The sequence below is a fragment of the Streptococcus mitis genome, from assembly GCF_902159415.1.
In the GTDB taxonomy this organism is placed as follows: Bacteria; Bacillota; Bacilli; order Lactobacillales; family Streptococcaceae; genus Streptococcus; species Streptococcus mitis_BG.
The window spans coordinates 99,711-117,911 of the sequence record NZ_CABGJU010000001.1; the positions used below are offsets into that span (position 1 = coordinate 99,711).

Genomic DNA, 18,201 nt, shown 5'->3' on the forward strand with positions numbered 1-18,201 from the left:
TATGTTAGCAAAAGAACTACTAGATTGGTTTCCAGATGGTAAAATCTTAGATCAACCAGTAGACAAAGAAGGTTATCTTTGCCTATCTTTGCCAAATAATCAGTGGTTTTTGCTGGAGGAAGCTAGTCTGAGTGAACGTGAGAAACAATTGGTTTCTCTCTTAACCCAGCAGGAACAAACTATCTCGCTCAATCCTTGGTATAGCCATTTGATTGAAGGTAAGGGCCAAGCGCCTCAAACTTTCAAGAAAATACAGCTTGTATATTGCCACCTGTCTTATTTCCAACAGGAGAATCTCTCTTCTTGGTTAGATATGATGCGAATCCTGTTTCCAAATTACTTAACTACGATTCAGGTAGGGGCTCAGGATTATCTCTTTGTTCTCCAGCAGGATAAGTATATCTCTGTTCGTTCGATCTTATCAGATACTCTCGAAGCAGTAGAGTATGACTTTGGACTTCGTCTGTCGATTATGTTGGGGCAGGTCTGGTCACAGAATGCTCAACAATCCTTATCAGACTTAATCAAGTCTGAGCGCGAGCTCTTTAAGACTTGGTGGCGTCAAGGCCATCAAGGGGTTCAGACTTTTTCTCAACTCTATCTCTGGAGCCTTGGAGAAAAACAGGTTGACCTTAGAATTATCAAGGACTACCTTCGTCAGTTGATTCAGGACCAAGACCAGATTCAGGAAATTATTTTGTCTCTTTGGGACAATAGTGCGGTTCTGACAAAAACGGCTCAGCAATTGTATTTGCATCGTAATTCTCTCCAGTACAAGATTGATAAATGGGAAGAATTAACAGGGCTTCAATTAAAGGATTTGACGGATTTAACACTCTGTTATCAACTCATCTTACCAGATATCCTATAAAGTTTTGTGCAAGTTGCACAGAACTTTTTTTGTTTTTTGGTCAACTTGCCATAGAAAGGTAAAGCGTTTTCATATATAATAAAACTATCAAAAACAAAAGGAGTTCTCCACAATGGTAGAATTAAATCTTAAAAATATTTACAAAAAATATCCAAACAGCGAACACTATTCAGTTGAAGACTTCAACTTGGATATCAAAGACAAAGAATTTATCGTTTTCGTAGGACCTTCAGGATGTGGTAAATCAACTACACTCCGTATGATTGCAGGTCTTGAAGACATCACAGAAGGTACTGCATCTATCGATGGTGTGGTTGTCAACGACGTAGCTCCAAAAGACCGTGATATCGCCATGGTATTCCAAAACTACGCTCTTTACCCACACATGACTGTATACGACAACATGGCTTTCGGTTTGAAATTGCGTAAATACAGTAAAGAAGATATCGACAAACGTGTACAAGAAGCAGCTGAAATCCTCGGATTGAAAGAATTTTTGGAACGTAAACCTGCTGACCTTTCTGGTGGTCAACGTCAACGTGTTGCCATGGGTCGTGCGATCGTCCGTGATGCAAAAGTGTTCTTGATGGACGAGCCTTTGTCAAACTTGGACGCGAAACTTCGTGTATCAATGCGTGCTGAAATTGCTAAAATCCACCGTCGTATCGGAGCAACAACTATCTACGTAACTCACGACCAAACTGAAGCGATGACACTTGCAGACCGTATCGTTATCATGTCAGCTACTAAGAACCCTGCTGGAACAGGTACTATCGGACGTGTTGAACAAATCGGTACTCCTCAAGAAGTTTACAAAAACCCAGTTAACAAATTCGTAGCAGGATTCATCGGAAGCCCAGCTATGAACTTCATCAACGTTAAATTGAACGGTGACCACATCGTTGGTGACGGCTTTAACTTGAAAGTTCCAGAAGGAGCTTTGAAAGTTCTTCGTGAAAAAGGTTATGAAGGTAAAGAATTGATCTTCGGTATCCGTCCAGAAGACGTGAACGCTGAGCCTGCTTTCCTTGAAACATTCCCAGAATCAGTTGTTAAAGCAACTATCTCTGTATCAGAGTTGCTTGGTTCTGAATCTCACCTATACTGCCAAGTTGGTAAAGACGAGTTTGTTGCAAAAGTTGACGCTCGTGACTACTTGCAAGCAGGTGCAACAGTTGAACTTGGATTTGACCTAAACAAAGCACACTTCTTCGATGTAGAAACTGAAAAAACAGTTTACTAAGATATAAGAAATGATCAAACACTGCTAGAATAATTCTAGCAGTGTTTTTCTTATAAAGCTCTAGGTTCTTCTAGTTTTCTTATTGTCGAAAAAGTGATAAAATGGTAGGAAGAACTGGAGAGTATGCATGCCCAAAGAAGTAATTTATTCTGGCGATGAAGTCGTCGCTTTAACGCAAAAATATTTATCGAAAGAAGATGTAGCTTTTGTCCATAAGGCCTTGGTTTATGCTGTAGAGTGCCACAGTGGCCAATATCGTAAATCAGGCGAGCCTTACATTATCCACCCTATCCAGGTAGCAGGTATCTTGGCTAAGCTCAAGCTGGACGCTGTCACTGTTGCCTGTGGTTTTTTGCATGACGTGGTAGAAGACACAGATGCTAGCTTGGATGATTTAGAGAGAGTTTTTGGTCATGATGTTCGAGTGATTGTAGACGGTGTTACCAAGCTTGGTAAGGTCGAATACAAGTCTATAGAAGAGCAGTTGGCTGAGAATCACCGCAAGATGCTGATGGCCATGTCAGAAGACATCCGTGTTATCTTGGTTAAGCTGTCTGATCGTTTGCATAACATGAGAACTCTCCATCACCTCCGTAAAGATAAGCAGGAACGAATTTCTAGAGAAACCATGGAAATATATGCTCCGCTTGCTCACCGACTAGGGATTTCAAGTGTTAAGTGGGAGCTTGAGGACTTATCATTCCGTTATCTCAATCCAACAGAGTTTTACAAGATTACCCATATGATGAAGGAGAAGCGTAGAGAGCGGGAAGAATTGGTCGATGAAGTTGTGACCAAGTTGGAGGAATATACTTCCGAACGGAATCTCACAGGAAAAATCTACGGTCGTCCAAAGCATATCTACTCTATCTATCGTAAGATGCAAGATAAGAAAAAGCGTTTTGAGGAAATCTATGACCTGATTGCGATTCGCTGTATCTTAGAGACTCATAGTGATGTCTATGCTATGTTGGGTTATGTTCATGAGCTTTGGAAACCAATGCCTGGGCGTTTTAAGGATTATATTGCTAACCGTAAGGCCAATGGTTACCAATCTATCCACACTACTGTTTATGGACCAAAAGGCCCTATTGAATTCCAAATTCGTACCAAGGAAATGCACGAAGTTGCTGAGTACGGGGTTGCGGCTCACTGGGCCTACAAAAAAGGAATCAAGGGTCAAGTTAACAACAAGGAATCTGCTATTGGGATGAACTGGATCAAGGAGATGATGGAACTCCAAGACCAGGCAGATGATGCCAAGGAATTTGTAGATACTGTCAAAGAAAACTATCTGGCAGAAGAGATTTATGTCTTCACTCCAGATGGGGCAGTTCGTTCGCTTCCAAAGGATTCCGGACCGATTGACTTTGCCTATGAAATTCATACCAAAATTGGTGAAAAAGCAACAGGTGCCAAGGTTAATGGGCGTATGGTTCCTTTAACTACAAAACTGAAAACAGGCGACCAGGTTGAAATTGTTACCAATCCAAATTCCTTTGGGCCAAGTCGTGACTGGCTTACCATGGTCAAGACCAGCAAGGCTCGGAATAAGATTCGTCAGTTCTTTAAAAATCAAGACAAAGAATTATCGATCAATAAAGGCCGTGAAATGCTCATCAGTCAGTTTCAAGAACATGGCTATGTGGCTAATAAATTCATGGATAAGCGACACATGGATGAGGTTCTCCAAAAAACCAGCTACAAGACAGAAGAATCTCTCTTTGCTGCGATTGGTTTTGGAGAAATTGGTGCTATCACCGTCTTTAATCGCTTAACTGAAAAAGAACGCCGTGAAGAAGAGCGTGCTAAAGCTAAGGCAGAAGCAGAAGAGCTGGTTAAGGGCGGCGAAGTCAAGGTAGAGAACAAGGATACGCTTAAGGTCAAGCATGAGGGTGGGGTCGTCATCCAAGGTGCTTCTGGTCTCTTGATCCGGATTGCCAAATGTTGTAATCCTGTTCCAGGTGATGATATCGTTGGTTATATTACCAAAGGTCGAGGAGTTGCCATCCACCGTGTTGACTGTATGAACCTTCGTTCGCAGGAAAACTATGAGCAGCGTCTTTTAGATGTTGAGTGGGAAGATCAATTCTCAAGTAAAGAATATATCGCCCACATTGATATCTACGGTCTCAATCGTACAGGTCTTTTGAATGATGTGTTACAAGTCTTGTCAAATACGACCAAAAACATCTCTACTGTAAATGCCCAGCCTACCAAGGATATGAAATTTGCAAATATTCACGTTTCTTTTGGGATTTCAAATCTTTCAACTCTGACAACAGTAGTTGATAAGATTAAGAGTGTACCAGAAGTCTACTCAGTCAAACGGACCAATGGTTAAGTATGCTCGATACAGTCAGAAAGGATTTCTATGAAAATCATCGTTCAGCGAGTCAAGCAAGCTCAGGTCTCCATTGAGGGGCAAGTTTATAGTCAAATCAAGCAAGGTTTATTACTCCTAGTGGGAGTTGGCCCTGAAGACCAAGCAGAAGATCTAGACTATGCGGTGAGAAAGCTCGTCAATATGCGTATATTTTCGGATGCAGAAGGAAAGATGAACCTGTCAGTCAAGGATATTGAGGGGGAAATCCTCTCTATCTCTCAATTCACTCTTTTTGCAGATACAAAGAAGGGCAATCGACCAGCATTTACAGGTGCTGCCAAACCTGATATGGCTGAGGCTTTTTACCAAGACTTAAATCGAGAACTAGCCAAGGAAGTTCCTGTTGAGACAGGTGTCTTCGGAGCTGATATGCAGGTGGAACTGATCAATGATGGTCCAGTAACCATCATCCTAGATACCAAGAATAGATAAGAAAAACCAAGCATACAAGCTTGGTTTTTCTTATCTATAAAATCCCTAAAAGACAAAGCTTCTAGGGATAAGGGGGTCAGTTCATTTTTTCAACATAGAGGTGCTTAGCGATTTCGAGGCTGACTTGAAGTTCTTCATGGTTATGAATCAGAGTAAAAGTATTACTGAAGCCTTCAAACTGTTTGACTTGAAGTTGGTCTCCAATATGGATGCCATGTTTTTCCAAGTATTGAAGAAGTTCAAAGCTATCATGGACTCTTGTGAGAAGGTAGCTTCCTGCTTCTTTGATATCAGAAAGTGGCAGGTTATTGATCTCAACCAGAAGTTCACCTTTGGCAGGAATAGTACCACCATGAGGACAGGTCTTTGGAAAACCTAACATACTTTCCAATCTTTCCACAAAAAGGTCTGATACAGTATGTTCTAGAACTTCAGCTTCTTCGTGGATTTGATTGCTAGTATAGTCTAAGTGGTGAACTAAGAATACCTCAATGAGGCGGTGTTTGCGATAGAGCTCAGAAACTAGTCTCAAACCAATGTCTGTCAGCAAATAGCCATTTTCTTTATTCTTTAGAATGAGATTTTCAGATTGCATGCGCTTAATCATTTCAGTTACCGCTGGAGGAGATACCTGCATCCGAGCAGCAATTTCTTTGTTGGTGATTTTAGGAACTTCCATGCCAATCTCATAAATACATTTTAAGTAATCTTCTTTGTTTGGGGTCATTGCTTTTTCCTTGTTTATTATCTGTAACTAGTATATCAAAAAAAGCTAGATTTCTCTAGCTTTCTGCTATATAAAGAGATAGCTTTCTCTAGTTGAGAGCTTTAGCAGCAGAAATTGCTGCTTCAAAGTCGGGTTCAGAATTAATATTATCTACGTACTCGACATAGCGTACGATATTGTCACTATCAAGAACGAATACTGCTCGAGCGAGTATGTGCCACTCATTCATCAAAAGACCATAGTCACGCCCAAAGGAGTGGTCGAAATAGTCTGATAGCATGATGGCATTTTCAATTCCTTCTGCACCGCACCAGCGTTTTTGAGCAAATGGAAGGTCCATAGATACCGTTAGGACAACAGTATTGTCTAAGCTAGCCAGTTCTTCATTAAATCGACGAGTTTGAAGGGAACAAATTCCAGTATCGATAGAAGGAACCACACTTAAAATCTTTTTCTTTCCATCAAAGTCTGATAGTGATTTTTTTGAAAGGTCAGTCGTTGTGAGAGAGAAATCAAGTGCTTTGTCTCCTACTTGTAGTTGTTTTCCTGTAAAAGTAACAGGGTTTCCAAGGAATGTAGTCATAAGCTACTCCAATCTTTTTTCTTTCATTTTACCTGGAAATGTTCAATTTTTCCAATGATTTGACCGTAAAAAAACGCCAATTCAAAGTGACTGACGTTTTTAAAATGATTATTTAGACAAACCTTCAGCAATCTTGTCAAGGTTGTATTTCATCATGTTGTAGTAGCTGTCACCTTCTTTACCTTCTTCAGCGATTGAGTCCGTAAAGATTTGTGCGTAAATTGGAATATTTGTGTCTTGTGAAACAGTCTTCATTGGACGGTCATCGACACTTGATTCAACAAAGAGTGATGGAACTTTTGTTTGGCGAAGTTTTTCAACCAAGGTCTTGATTTGTTCAGGTGTTCCTTCCTCTTCCGTGTTGATTTCCCAAATGTAGGCACTTGGAACTCCGTAAGCTTTAGAGAAGTATTTGAATGCTCCTTCGCTGGTTACAATGAGTTTCTTTTCAGCAGGGATGTTATTAAATTTATCCTTACTTTCTTTATCAAGTTTGTCTAGCTTATCAGTGTATTCTTTAAGATTCTTTTCGTAGAATTCCTTGTTGCTAGGGTCTTTAGCGCTTAATTGTTTGGCGATATTTTTAGCAAAGATAATTCCATTTTCAAGGTTGAGCCAAGCGTGTGGGTCTTCTTTTCCTTTTTCATTTTTTCCTTCAAGGTAGATGACTTCAACGCCTTCGCTGACTGCAAAGTAGTCTTTGTTTTCAGTCTTCTTGGCATTTTCTACCAATTTGGTAAACCAAGCATTGCCACCTGTTTCAAGGTTGATACCGTTATAGAAAATGAGGTCAGCCTCAGAAGTTTTCTTAACATCTTCAGGAAGTGGTTCGTATTCGTGTGGGTCTTGACCAATCGGAACGATACTGTGAAGATCAATCTTGTCACCAGCGATATTTTTAGTAATATCAGCAATGATAGAGTTAGTTGCTACAACCTTTAGTTTTTGGTTTGTAGATGCTGTGTCTTTTTTTCCGCTAGCACAGGCAGCTAATCCAATGGTAGCAAGAAAAAGAACAAACAATGTACCTAATTTTTTCATTAGATTCCTCCAGAAGGGTTTCCCCTTATTTATTGATTTTTTTATTTTTTAGTTTCAAATATCGTTGTTTTGGTGCGATAAAGAAACTGATAAGAAAGAAACTTGCAGATGTCAGCACGATACTTGAACCTGCAGCCAGGTTAAAGCTATAACCGATAAAAAGTCCCAAGACAGAAGCTAGAGCTCCCAAGCCTGATGAAAGAAAAATCATGGTCTTTAGACTATTGGCGTAAAGATAAGCTGTCGCAGCTGGAGTAATCAGCATGGCTACGATAAGGATGGTTCCGACACTTTGCATAGCAGTCACTGACACCAAAGTCAAGAGTATCATGAGTAGATAGTGGTAGAAATTAACTGGCATGCCCATAGCTTTGGCTAGGAGTTCATCAAAGGATGTAATCAAGAGTTGCTTGAAGAAAATCCCGATAATCAAGAGAATGAGCGCTCCCATACCGATAGTAATATACATGTCTATGTCTTGTACAGCCAAGATATTCCCAAAGAGAATATGGAAGAGGTCAGTCGAGCTTTTAGCCACACTAATCAATATAATGCCTAGAGCTAAGAAAGATGAAAAGGTAATCCCAATGGCAGTGTCACTCTTGATAATAGAGTTCCCCTTAATGTAGGTGATGATGACAGAAGCAAGCAATCCAAAGATGATAGCTCCAATAAAGAAGTCAATTCCTAAAATAAAAGAAAGAGCTACACCAGGTAAGACAGCGTGCGAGATAGCATCCCCCATAAGGGACATCCCACGGAGAATGATAAAGCATCCGACCGCTCCAGCAACAATCCCAATCACAACGGCTGTAATCAAGGCATTTTGGAGAAAGTGGAAATTCTGCAATCCATCTATAAATTCTGCAATCATAGGTCACCTCCATTGAAAAAGAGTCGGTCACCATAAGCTTGTTTGAGATTGGATTGGGTGAAGGTCTCCTTTGTTGGACCAAAGGCTATTAGTTCCTTATTAAGAAGGAGTGCCTGGTCAAAATAATGGGCAACCTTGCCGAGGTCATGGTGGACGATAAGGACCGTCTTGCCAGCTTTTTTCAAATCTCTCAGCGTATTCATGATAATTTCTTCACTGACCGAGTCAATCCCAACAAAGGGCTCGTCTAAGAGAATATAATCAGCATCTTGAACTAGACAACGGGCAATCAAGACACGCTGGAATTGGCCACCAGATAGTTGACTGATCTGGCGGTCTGCATAGTCAGAAAGACCCACGATTTCAAGTGCTTCATCTACCTTTTTCCAGTGGTTTGCTTTTAAAGTGTGAAAGAGTGGAATGGATGGATAGAGTCCCAGAGAGACACACTCTTTTACCTTGATAGGAAAGTTGTAGTCGATATGAACTTTTTGCTCGACATAGGCAACTTTCTTAAGAGATTTTTTCATTTCTTTATCGTCAATTAAAGCATGTCCTTCGTGCGGGATAATGCCCAACATACTTTTTAATAAAGTTGATTTTCCAGCACCGTTTGGACCAAGAATTCCGGTAATCGTTGGTCCTTGGAGCACTAGTGAAATATCCTTTAGTGCCAATGTTTCTTTGTAGGAGACACTGAGGTTTTCGATACGTATCATACAGTTGTATTCCTCCTGCCTTTTAATATACCTTAAAAAAAAAATTAAGTCAAGTTAATTTTATTAAAAATTTAAAATATTAATGATGAAATCAATCAGGAAGAGACGGCATTTTTAATTGCATTCCCCAGGAATTTTTGCTAAGCTAAGAATAAGTGAAATTAGGAAAGCGAGAACAAGATGACACGTTATCAAGATGATTTTTATGATGCCATAAATGGTGAATGGGAAAAGACTGCAGTCATTCCAGCCGATAAATCACGAACAGGTGGTTTTATCGACCTTGACGAAGAAATCGAAGAGTTGATGCTAACGACGACGGACAAGTGGTTGGCAGGAGAAGATCTTCCAGAAGATCCTATCCTAGCAAACTTTGTCAAATACCACGCCATGGTGAGAGATTTCGATAAGCGAGAAGCAGATGGAATTGAGCCAGTACTTCCTTTATTGAAGGAATACCAGAATTTAGAAAGTTTTGCAGATTTCGCAAGTAAACTAGCAGCATTTGAATTAGCTGGTAAACCAAACTTCCTTCCATTTGGAGTATCACCAGACTTTATGGATGCTAGAACCAATGTTCTCTGGGCTAGTGCACCAGGAACAATCTTGCCAGATACAACCTACTATGCGGAAGACCATCCACAGCGTGAGGAATTGTTGAACCTTTGGAAAGAAAGTACTTCTAATCTTCTCAAAGCCTATAACTTCTCAGATGAAGAAATCGAAGATCTTTTAGAAAAACGATTGGAATTGGACCGTCGTATCGCAGCTGTAGTCCTCTCTAATGAAGAAAGTTCAGAATACGCCAAACTTTACCATCCATATTCTTATGAAGATTTCAAAAAGTTTGCGCCTGCCCTACCTTTAGATGACTTTTTCCAAGCTGTTCTTGGTCAAATTCCTGATAAGGTCATTGTAGATGAAGAACGTTTCTGGCAAGCAGCAGAGCAATTCTATAGTGAAGAAGCTTGGCCTTTGCTTAAGGCAACCTTGATCTTGAGTGTGGTTAATCTTTCAACTAGTTATCTAACAGATGAGATTCGTATCTTGTCGGGTGCCTACGGACGAGCTCTTTCAGGAGTCCCTGAGGCTCAAGAAAAACGCAAGGCTGCTTACCATTTAGCTCAAGGACCATTCAAACAAGCCCTCGGTCTTTGGTATGCTCACGAAAAATTCTCTCCAGAAGCCAAGGCAGACGTAGAGAAAAAAGTAGCGATCATGATTGATGTTTATAAGGAACGTTTGGCTAAAAATGACTGGCTGACTCCTGAAACTCGAGAAAAAGCCATCGTCAAACTCAATGTCATCAAGCCTTATATTGGTTATCCAGAAGAACTGCCAGCTCGCTATAAGGACAAGGTAGTAGATGAATCTGCTAGTCTCTTTGAGAATGCCCTAGCATTTGCGCGTGTGGAAATTAAGCACAGTTGGAGCAAGTGGAATCAGCCGGTTGACTACAAGGAGTGGGGAATGCCTGCTCATATGGTGAATGCCTACTACAATCCACAAAAGAACTTGATTGTCTTCCCAGCTGCTATTTTACAAGCACCATTCTATGACTTGCATCAGTCATCTTCTGCCAACTATGGTGGTATCGGAGCGGTTATCGCCCATGAAATTTCTCATGCCTTTGATACAAATGGGGCTTCCTTTGATGAAAATGGTAGTCTCAAGGACTGGTGGACAGAGAACGACTATGCTGCCTTTAAAGAAAAAACACAGAAGGTTATCGACCAGTTTGATGGTCAAGAATCTTACGGTGCAAAAATCAATGGGAAATTAACTGTATCCGAAAACGTTGCCGACCTAGGAGGAATTGCTGCTGCCCTTGAAGCTGCCAAGAGAGAACCAGACTTCTCAGCTGAAGAGTTCTTCCATAACTTTGCTCGTATCTGGCGAATGAAAGGTCGTCCAGAGTTGATGAAACTCATGGCTAGCGTCGACGTACACGCACCAGCTAAACTTCGTGTCAATGTCCAAGTGCCTAACTTTGATGACTTCTTTACAACTTATGATGTCAAAGAAGGCGACGGTATGTGGCGCTCACCAGAAGACCGTGTGATTATTTGGTAATCAAAAAACCAAGGATGATTGTCCTTGGTTTTTATATTTTAGAAAAAGGGATTAAATACTTTTTCGTGGGCGATAGTCGTAGCAGGTCCATGACCTGGGTAAACATCATAGTTTGGCAGGGTGAAGAGCTGATTGCGAATGCTGTCAAGCATTTGTTCCAAACTACCTGTTGGGAGGTCATCACGGCCAATTGTTTCACGGAAGAGCGTATCTCCGGTTAAGACCAAGTTTCCATCTGGGAAAACAAGTGAAACTCCACCGATAGAGTGGCCTGGAGTTGGTAAGACTGTGAAGCGGAATTCTTCAATCTGGTATTCTTCATGAAAAACATAGGTGTGTTCAGCTGGTCTACACACGACATCCGCCATATCATCGTGACGAGGAAGCCCAGAAAGATTATCAACAGGAGTATAGAGCCAAGAAGCTTCACTTTCTGCTACATAGACTGGAGGATTTCCAAAAGTATCTCTAACCAAATCTAGACTTAAGATATGATCATAGTGGGTATGGGTCAGGAGAATAGCGCAGATAGGTTTGTTAATGGTCTCAATAACGCTACGAATCTCAGCCCAATGGCTACCTGGATCAACCACGATTATGTGGTTCTCACCTTCAATGTAGTAGGTGTTTTCATAAGCAACAGGATTCACTGTTCTGTGAATTTTCATAAGTTCTCCAATCTCATAGAATATACTTCTACTAGTATAACACAGAAGAGAAAAATTAGGAACAAATAGGAACAATCAAGAAAGTCCCTCCAGAATCGAAGGATTTTCTAGAATGTGTTAAAGTAAAAATACCTTATGACTACATGTTACTACTATAATTGAAAACTCAAATTATATAATTATCCAATAAAAATATTTTTTTATTCAAAAACTCAAATTATGTTTATAATCTTATAAAAGCAATTTAGTATGAGTATTTATATTAAGTGTTAACTTTCAAAGTTTTAGAAAATTTAATGAAGTTTGTAAATATTTTTATATAAAAACGTTTATAACGAACAAAAAAGATATTATTTTGTTTATATGTACAGAAAAACCATATCAATTTAGTAAAATTTTAAAAAAATATCAGTTAAATTTTTTGAATAATAATAATATACATGATAAAATATCTACATTAAGGCTATAGATAAAGCGAGCGTTTACATCAATTATCGTCTTTTTTTTATATGCTTTAGTATTAATATTTTTACAAGGGGAGGTTGTAAAACTCATGAAGAGGAAACAACATGATTTTAGGACGGAAAAGTACGTACGTTATGGTATCCGTAAATATAGTTTTGGTGCAGCATCTGTAGCAATTGCTACAGGAATTATGTTATTCACTGGCGGAGTAGTATCAGCAAACGAAGGTTCTGTGCTAAATACTAGTGTCACATCAGAGATAGCTCAATCAACTACGGAAAATTCGGGGCTAGAAACTGGAAATATTGAAGTTGAATCGACAACGACAATATCTGAAGAGAAGGTCAATGAATTACAAAAAGTTGAAAAATCTATTCTGAGTGCAAAAGTAACAGAACTTGAAGAAAAACTCAAATCTAGTATTCATGCTGATTCATTAGTGTTAAATACTGCACAAAGTGTATTAGCTTCTGCAAAGACTCTTCTTGTAAACGATTCAGCTAAACAAGAAGATATTAATGTTGAGGTTGAAAAAATTGAAGCTTTAATCCAAACAGTTATTGAATCAAATGAGATTGGAAAAGCGAAATTAGAAACAGAAAAAAATCAAGAATCGCAGGACAAATATAGTCCAGAAAATGAATCAAAAACTATTTTGGATCAAGTAATTTCTGAGGCTGAGGTAACAAATGTCCTTGCAAACGAAGCTGTCCGTAAAAATAATTTTGACGGTGATATTAAGAAAGCAATTGAAGAAGTAATTTCTAAGAATAACTTTGTGATATCACAAGCAAAACATGTTTTAGAGATTGAGAATGTTACATCTAAACAGATTAATAATGAACTTGACTCTTTGAATGTTTCAATGCTTGCCATCTATGATGAATTAAGAAAAGCTGGCATTGGTCGTGATGGGAAATACGGTGCAGTTTTATCAGCTCAAGATTTCTATAACGATGAAACTACCAATACAACTCATGCTTCTAAAATCAGTGCTACTGAACACACAGGTTCAGATACTTATACAATTCCTGTTCAAGAAATAAATCTAATTAAAGGAACTGATTCAAGGGGACTTGAAGTAGTTGTCTATTCAAATCAGAGAGATGGACATGACAAAGATGCCGGTAATGGAATGCATACCGTAAATGGTGGTGCTGCTGGTCATAATAATAAGGGGCGTGTGGACTATCCTCTGACACCAGATGCAGCTAAGAAATTAGCTGAAGAGGCTCCTTTATGGAAAGGGAAGCTACGTGCCGATGGTTCAACTATTTCTTCTAATAATACGTCAGTTTATTCTGCAAATGGCGGATATGAATATCTAGCTACAGAGATATACGGATATGGGTATGAACAAGGTGTTGATCGTGTTTATATTAAAAATCTGAAAGAACGTTTTGGCGTTACAGAACAAGCAAAAGCAGCAGGATGGGATATTACAACTGTTACACCAACAAACCTTGTTCCTGGAGTAGTATACGATGCCACAACTGATACCATTCAAGGAAAAGTTGTCGCAGATATTGAAAATGGGGTTTATGATCTTCGTTTTGACATTACTGCTACAAATAAAGATGGTCGTTCTGTAACCTTCCAGATCATGAACCTTCGTTCTGGTTGGGTTGGATGGCAAGATAATACACCTCCAAAAATTAAGTCAGACTCTGAGCGTTATGAACGTACTGTTGGAGATGATGCTAATGTAAATATCCAATTTTATGATGCATCAGGTTCAAGTGCGACACCTGCAGATAGTAGAGGAACCTATAATTACACAACTGTAGAGGGTAAAGTAGTAAGAGTACCACAAAAATTCTCTAAAGCAGTAACAGGGGTATCTGGCTATAATACAGTAGGAGAACAATTAGATGATTCTAAAACCCTAATTCCAGGTACTAGCTATAGTGTAGCTAACAGTACTTCTGACGAGCAGGCTGCGGACCAAACAAATATGGGGCGTGGAATCATTTCAGGTAAATTAACTGAAGCGGGTATCTATACAGTTTCAGTATTTGCCAAAGATTATGATAAGTTAGCTAAAAATAGTGTCTGGAATCAATCTGGACAAGAGGCTCACGCTACTTTAACAGTGGTTGTCAAACCAAAAGTTGAAGTTCAAAATATTGAAACGTACTCGAAATCTGTACCAGTTAAAATTTCTAAGGGTGCAACAAGTGCGAAGATGGTGATGCCTGATGGCACTATAACAAACCTTAAAGCAGTTAACGGGAAATGGGTAGTAGCAAGTGGTACTACTAATACCGCTGTAACTGAAAACCAAGAATTAGGTGATGTGGACTCAGATAAGGTATTTAATGTCCCAGTTACATCAGAAGCAACTACAACTGTAGGAGTGGATAATATTACTGTAGAAGCTTCAACAGAGAAAGTGGTTGGAACATTCCTACGTGAGAAAGTTGAATTGCTTGGAACAGATGGGAATATGCACACTGCCACTCTAAATCAAACAACAGGTCATTGGGAACTCCCAGCGGAATATGCTGAAGAAAGAACAGTTAATAGTGTAGGTGCAACCATCTGGACTAAGCGTCAAGTATATACAGAAGCTCAAAAAGATGGTGGAATGAAATTCTACATCTATGAATATACTCGTCAACTTGAAAATGACAAGGTAATTAGTGTAGAAACACCAAAACGTCCTGTAACTACTTATGCTTCGCAGAATAAGAATTTCCCTGGTGATGGCATGTCTGTAGTCATTTCCTACGATAAGAATAGTAATACCTGGTCATCATCTGATGGTTCACCTGTTACGGCTTCTAAACTAGGAGATGATTCTTGGAAAGTGATGACTGCTTCAGGATTTGGTGGTATTATTAAAGGAACGATAGCATCAAATTCAGATGTTGCAACGATTGTTAACACGAAACCGATAGCTTCTTCAAAAGATTATACTTCGACAAAGGGAACAGCTGTAGATCTTCGAAATGAGCCAAAAGCAGCAGTTGCAATTTCAGATACTGAGGATGCTAAATATAATAAGACAACCTATATTACCCGTATCACAGTAACATCGCCTTCAGGAGTTCAAAAAGTATTTGACACTAAACAAGATGCAAATAACTATAACATTGCTAGTGGATATAGCTTAAATGAAGTAGGAGTATATACTGTTAAGATCGATGTTATTGATAGTAATGGAAATTACACAACTGAAGCAACAATTGGTGGAACTGAGTCGGGAGTTGATCATGGAGTTGATTCATCAACTGCTACAACAACCTATCATATTACAGTAACTGATACGATTGAAGGACATAATGTGTCTTCGACTGATATCCAAGGTGCTACTCAAAAAGAAACTCCAACCTTTACATCTGTTGGAGATGGATCACCAGTAAAACCAAGTGCTTCTTCGCCTGCTAAGCTAGTAGATCCAAAAACAGGTGAATTTGTTGATACTCTAACAATTGATGGTCAGGGTACGTACTCAATTGATAATGAAACAGGCAAAGTAACCTTTGTTCCATTGAAAACATTTACCGGTACAGCTACACCTGTCACAGTTTCACTTACTGCAAAATTAGGAAAAGATGCTAATGATACTGATATTACAGCAACTGCTACAGCAACGTATACTCCAACTGTAATACCTGTTAAACCAACATCTATAGATGCAGAATCCGAAGGTCCAAAAGGACAACCACAAAATGGTACACCAACTTTTACAGGTGGTAAAGTTACAGTAAATGGTGTGGAGAAAACTGTAGAAATTGATGATAAAGTAAAACCAACATTTGATGATGGTTCAACTAAAAAAGTTGTTCCAGGTGAAGGAACTTATACCATTGATGAAAATGGTGTGGTAACTTTCACACCAGAAAAAGACTTTGTTGGGAAAGCTTCAGGAGTTACGGTCAAACGAGTTGATAAAAACGGAGCAGAAATAACTGCAAAATACACTCCGACTGTACGTCCAATTACTTCATTTGTAGACACTAAGGGGAATACATTAATTCCAACAGAAGACGGTGAACAACCTAAGAAAGATATTCCAGGCTACCGCTTCGTAGAGACTAAGAAACTTCCAAACGGTGACACAGAACATGTCTACGAAAAAGTGAAGACAAGTCATAAGGATAAGGAAGGGAATGAAATTCCAGGTCATCCAACAGAAGACGGTGAACAACCTAAGAAGGATATTCCAGGCTACCGCTTCGTAGAGACTAAGAAACTTCCAAACGGTGACACAGAACATGTCTACGAAAAAGTGAAGACAAGTCATAAGGATAAGGAAGGGAATGAAATTCCAGGTCATCCAAGCGAAGACGGTGAACAACCTAAGAAGGATATTCCAGGTTACCGCTTCGTAGAGACTAAGAAACTTCCAAACGGTGACACCGAGCACGTTTATGAGAAGGTTAAGACGAGTCATAAGGATAAGGAAGGGAATGAAATTCCAGGTCATCCAAGCGAAGACGGTGAACAACCTAAGAAAGATATTCCAGGATACCGCTTCGTAGAGACTAAGAAACTTCCAAACGGTGACACCGAGCACGTTTATGAGAAGGTTAAGACAAGTCATAAGGATAAGGAAGGGAACGAAATTCCAGGTCATCCAACAGAAGACGGTGAACAACCTAAGAAAGATATTCCAGGATACCGCTTCGTAGAGACTAAGAAACTTCCAAACGGTGACACCGAGCACGTTTATGAGAAGGTTAAGACAAGTCATAAGGATAAGGAAGGGAATGAAATTCCAGGTCATCCAACAGAAGACGGTGAACAACCTAAGAAGGATATTCCAGGCTACCGCTTCGTAGAGACTAAGAAACTTCCAAACGGTGACACCGAGCACGTTTATGAGAAGGTTAAGACAAGTCATAAGGATAAGGAAGGGAACGAAATTCCAGGTCATCCAACAGAAGACGGTGAACAACCTAAGAAGGATATTCCAGGCTACCGCTTCGTAGAGACTAAGAAACTTCCAAACGGTGACACAGAACATGTCTACGAAAAAGTGAAGACGAGTCATAAGGATAAGGAAGGGAATGAAATTCCAGGTTATCCAACAGAAGACGGTGAACAACCTAAGAAAGATATTCCAGGCTACCGCTTCGTAGAGACTAAGAAACTTCCAAACGGTGACACAGAACATGTCTACGAAAAAGTGAAGACGAGTCATAAGGATAAGGAAGGGAATGAAATTCCAGGTCATCCAACAGAAGACGGTGAACAACCTAAGAAAGATATTCCAGGCTACCGCTTCGTAGAGACTAAGAAACTTCCAAACGGTGACACAGAACATGTCTACGAAAAAGTGAAGACAAGTCATAAGGATAAGGAAGGGAATGAAATTCCAGGTCATCCAACAGAAGACGGTGAACAACCTAAGAAGGATATTCCAGGCTACCGCTTCGTAGAGACTAAGAAACTTCCAAACGGTGACACCGAGCACGTTTATGAGAAGGTTAAGACAAGTCATAAGGATAAGGAAGGGAATGAAATTCCAGGTCATCCAACAGAAGACGGTGAACAACCTAAGAAAGATATTCCAGGCTACCGCTTCGTAGAGACTAAGAAACTTCCAAACGGTGACACCGAGCACGTTTATGAGAAGGTTAAGACAAGTCATAAGGATAAGGAAGGGAATGAAATTCCAGGTTATCCAACAGAAGACGGTGAACAACCTAAGAAAGATATTCCAGGCTACCGCTTCGTAGAGACTAAGAAACTTCCAAACGGTGACACCGAGCACGTTTATGAAAAAGTGAAGACGCCACCAACACCAGATCCAGTGCCAACGCCAGATCCAGTACCGACACCAGATCCAGTACCAACACCAGATCCAGTGCCAACGCCAGATCCAGTACCGACACCAGATCCAGTGCCAACGCCAGATCCAGTACCGACACCAGATCCAGTACCGACACCAGATCCAGTGCCAACGCCAGATCCAGTACCGACACCAGCTCAAGAAAAACCAGCGCCAGTAGCTGAAGAGGTAGTTTGGACAACTGACCAATTGCCAAATACTGGTACTGAAGACCATGCTAGCCTTGCTGCTCTTGGCTTGTTAGGTGTCTTGAGTGGATTCGGTCTTATGGCTCGGAAGAGAAAAGTAGATTGATATTAAATCATGAAGTTTCATTATT

The 18,201-nt window shown here is 39.9% G+C and carries 12 protein-coding genes; 6 read left to right on the top strand and 6 right to left on the bottom strand.

Translation table 11 applies throughout. The annotated features are described in order from the left end of the window. Window position 1: 1 nt before the first annotated feature. From FN031_RS00525 to dtd, 4 genes are all read left to right on the top strand, one after another. Window positions 2-871 (top strand): helix-turn-helix domain-containing protein, encoded by an 870-nt coding sequence (locus FN031_RS00525; protein WP_142556690.1) that lies wholly within the window; start codon window positions 2-4, stop codon window positions 869-871. A gap of 112 nt (window positions 872-983) precedes the next feature. Beyond that, window positions 984-2,114: an ABC transporter ATP-binding protein gene (locus FN031_RS00530; protein ID WP_142556692.1), complete on the top strand. Its 1,131-nt coding sequence runs from the start codon at window positions 984-986 to the stop codon at window positions 2,112-2,114. 127 nt (window positions 2,115-2,241) lie between these two features. Beyond that, complete coding sequence (locus FN031_RS00535; RefSeq protein ID WP_142556693.1) at window positions 2,242-4,458, top strand: RelA/SpoT family protein; 2,217 nt, start codon at window positions 2,242-2,244, stop codon at window positions 4,456-4,458. A 30-nt stretch (window positions 4,459-4,488) separates the two neighbouring features. Further along, window positions 4,489-4,932 carry a D-aminoacyl-tRNA deacylase gene (dtd, locus tag FN031_RS00540; protein ID WP_142556695.1) on the top strand — a complete coding sequence of 148 codons (444 nt, stop codon included), beginning with the start codon at window positions 4,489-4,491 and terminating at the stop codon, window positions 4,930-4,932. Between the two features lie 76 nt (window positions 4,933-5,008). Here the strand turns inward: dtd and FN031_RS00545 are convergent, their stop codons facing one another. The 5 genes from FN031_RS00545 to FN031_RS00565 form a co-directional block, all read right to left on the bottom strand. Then, window positions 5,009-5,659 carry a metal-dependent transcriptional regulator gene (locus FN031_RS00545; RefSeq protein WP_142556697.1) on the bottom strand — a complete coding sequence of 217 codons (651 nt, stop codon included), beginning with the start codon at window positions 5,657-5,659 and terminating at the stop codon, window positions 5,009-5,011. Between the two features lie 88 nt (window positions 5,660-5,747). Continuing rightward, entirely contained in the window at window positions 5,748-6,242 is a 495-nt protein-coding gene (gene tpx / locus FN031_RS00550) for a thiol peroxidase (RefSeq protein ID WP_142556699.1), read from the bottom strand. A 108-nt stretch (window positions 6,243-6,350) separates the two neighbouring features. After that, window positions 6,351-7,283, bottom strand: a complete 933-nt coding sequence (gene psaA, locus FN031_RS00555) for a metal ABC transporter substrate-binding lipoprotein/adhesin PsaA (protein ID WP_142556701.1) — start codon at window positions 7,281-7,283, stop codon at window positions 6,351-6,353. Between the two features lie 25 nt (window positions 7,284-7,308). Beyond that, entirely contained in the window at window positions 7,309-8,157 is an 849-nt protein-coding gene (locus FN031_RS00560; RefSeq protein ID WP_142556703.1) for a metal ABC transporter permease, read from the bottom strand. Further along, on the bottom strand, window positions 8,154-8,876 hold the full coding sequence (locus tag FN031_RS00565; protein ID WP_142556705.1) for a metal ABC transporter ATP-binding protein: 723 nt from the start codon (window positions 8,874-8,876) through the stop codon (window positions 8,154-8,156). The genes FN031_RS00560 and FN031_RS00565 overlap by 4 nt, the downstream gene beginning before the upstream one ends. Before the next feature lie 180 nt (window positions 8,877-9,056). On the opposite strand from FN031_RS00565, the gene FN031_RS00570 reads away from it, so the two are divergent. Continuing rightward, entirely contained in the window at window positions 9,057-10,949 is a 1,893-nt protein-coding gene (locus tag FN031_RS00570) for a M13 family metallopeptidase (protein WP_142556707.1), read from the top strand. Between the two features lie 38 nt (window positions 10,950-10,987). Here the strand turns inward: FN031_RS00570 and FN031_RS00575 are convergent, their stop codons facing one another. After that, window positions 10,988-11,617, bottom strand: coding sequence for an MBL fold metallo-hydrolase (locus FN031_RS00575; RefSeq protein WP_142556709.1), 630 nt, complete (start codon window positions 11,615-11,617; stop codon window positions 10,988-10,990). A 553-nt stretch (window positions 11,618-12,170) separates the two neighbouring features. Here FN031_RS00575 and FN031_RS00580 point away from each other — a divergent pair. Next, the gene (locus FN031_RS00580; RefSeq protein WP_142556711.1) at window positions 12,171-18,176 is read left to right on the top strand and encodes a YSIRK-type signal peptide-containing protein; all 6,006 of its coding nucleotides are present in this window, start codon (window positions 12,171-12,173) and stop codon (window positions 18,174-18,176) included. Window positions 18,177-18,201: the final 25 nt, after the last annotated feature.

Coding starts and splice junctions, on each gene's coding strand:
- FN031_RS00525 (WP_142556690.1), top strand. CDS start 2: ATGTTAGCAAAAGAACTACTAGATTGGTTTCCAGATGGTAAAATCTTA.
- FN031_RS00530 (WP_142556692.1), top strand. CDS start 984: ATGGTAGAATTAAATCTTAAAAATATTTACAAAAAATATCCAAACAGC.
- FN031_RS00535 (WP_142556693.1), top strand. CDS start 2,242: ATGCCCAAAGAAGTAATTTATTCTGGCGATGAAGTCGTCGCTTTAACG.
- dtd (WP_142556695.1), top strand. CDS start 4,489: ATGAAAATCATCGTTCAGCGAGTCAAGCAAGCTCAGGTCTCCATTGAG.
- FN031_RS00545 (WP_142556697.1), bottom strand. CDS start 5,659: ATGACCCCAAACAAAGAAGATTACTTAAAATGTATTTATGAGATTGGC.
- tpx (WP_142556699.1), bottom strand. CDS start 6,242: ATGACTACATTCCTTGGAAACCCTGTTACTTTTACAGGAAAACAACTA.
- psaA (WP_142556701.1), bottom strand. CDS start 7,283: ATGAAAAAATTAGGTACATTGTTTGTTCTTTTTCTTGCTACCATTGGA.
- FN031_RS00560 (WP_142556703.1), bottom strand. CDS start 8,157: ATGATTGCAGAATTTATAGATGGATTGCAGAATTTCCACTTTCTCCAA.
- FN031_RS00565 (WP_142556705.1), bottom strand. CDS start 8,876: ATGATACGTATCGAAAACCTCAGTGTCTCCTACAAAGAAACATTGGCA.
- FN031_RS00570 (WP_142556707.1), top strand. CDS start 9,057: ATGACACGTTATCAAGATGATTTTTATGATGCCATAAATGGTGAATGG.
- FN031_RS00575 (WP_142556709.1), bottom strand. CDS start 11,617: ATGAAAATTCACAGAACAGTGAATCCTGTTGCTTATGAAAACACCTAC.
- FN031_RS00580 (WP_142556711.1), top strand. CDS start 12,171: ATGAAGAGGAAACAACATGATTTTAGGACGGAAAAGTACGTACGTTAT.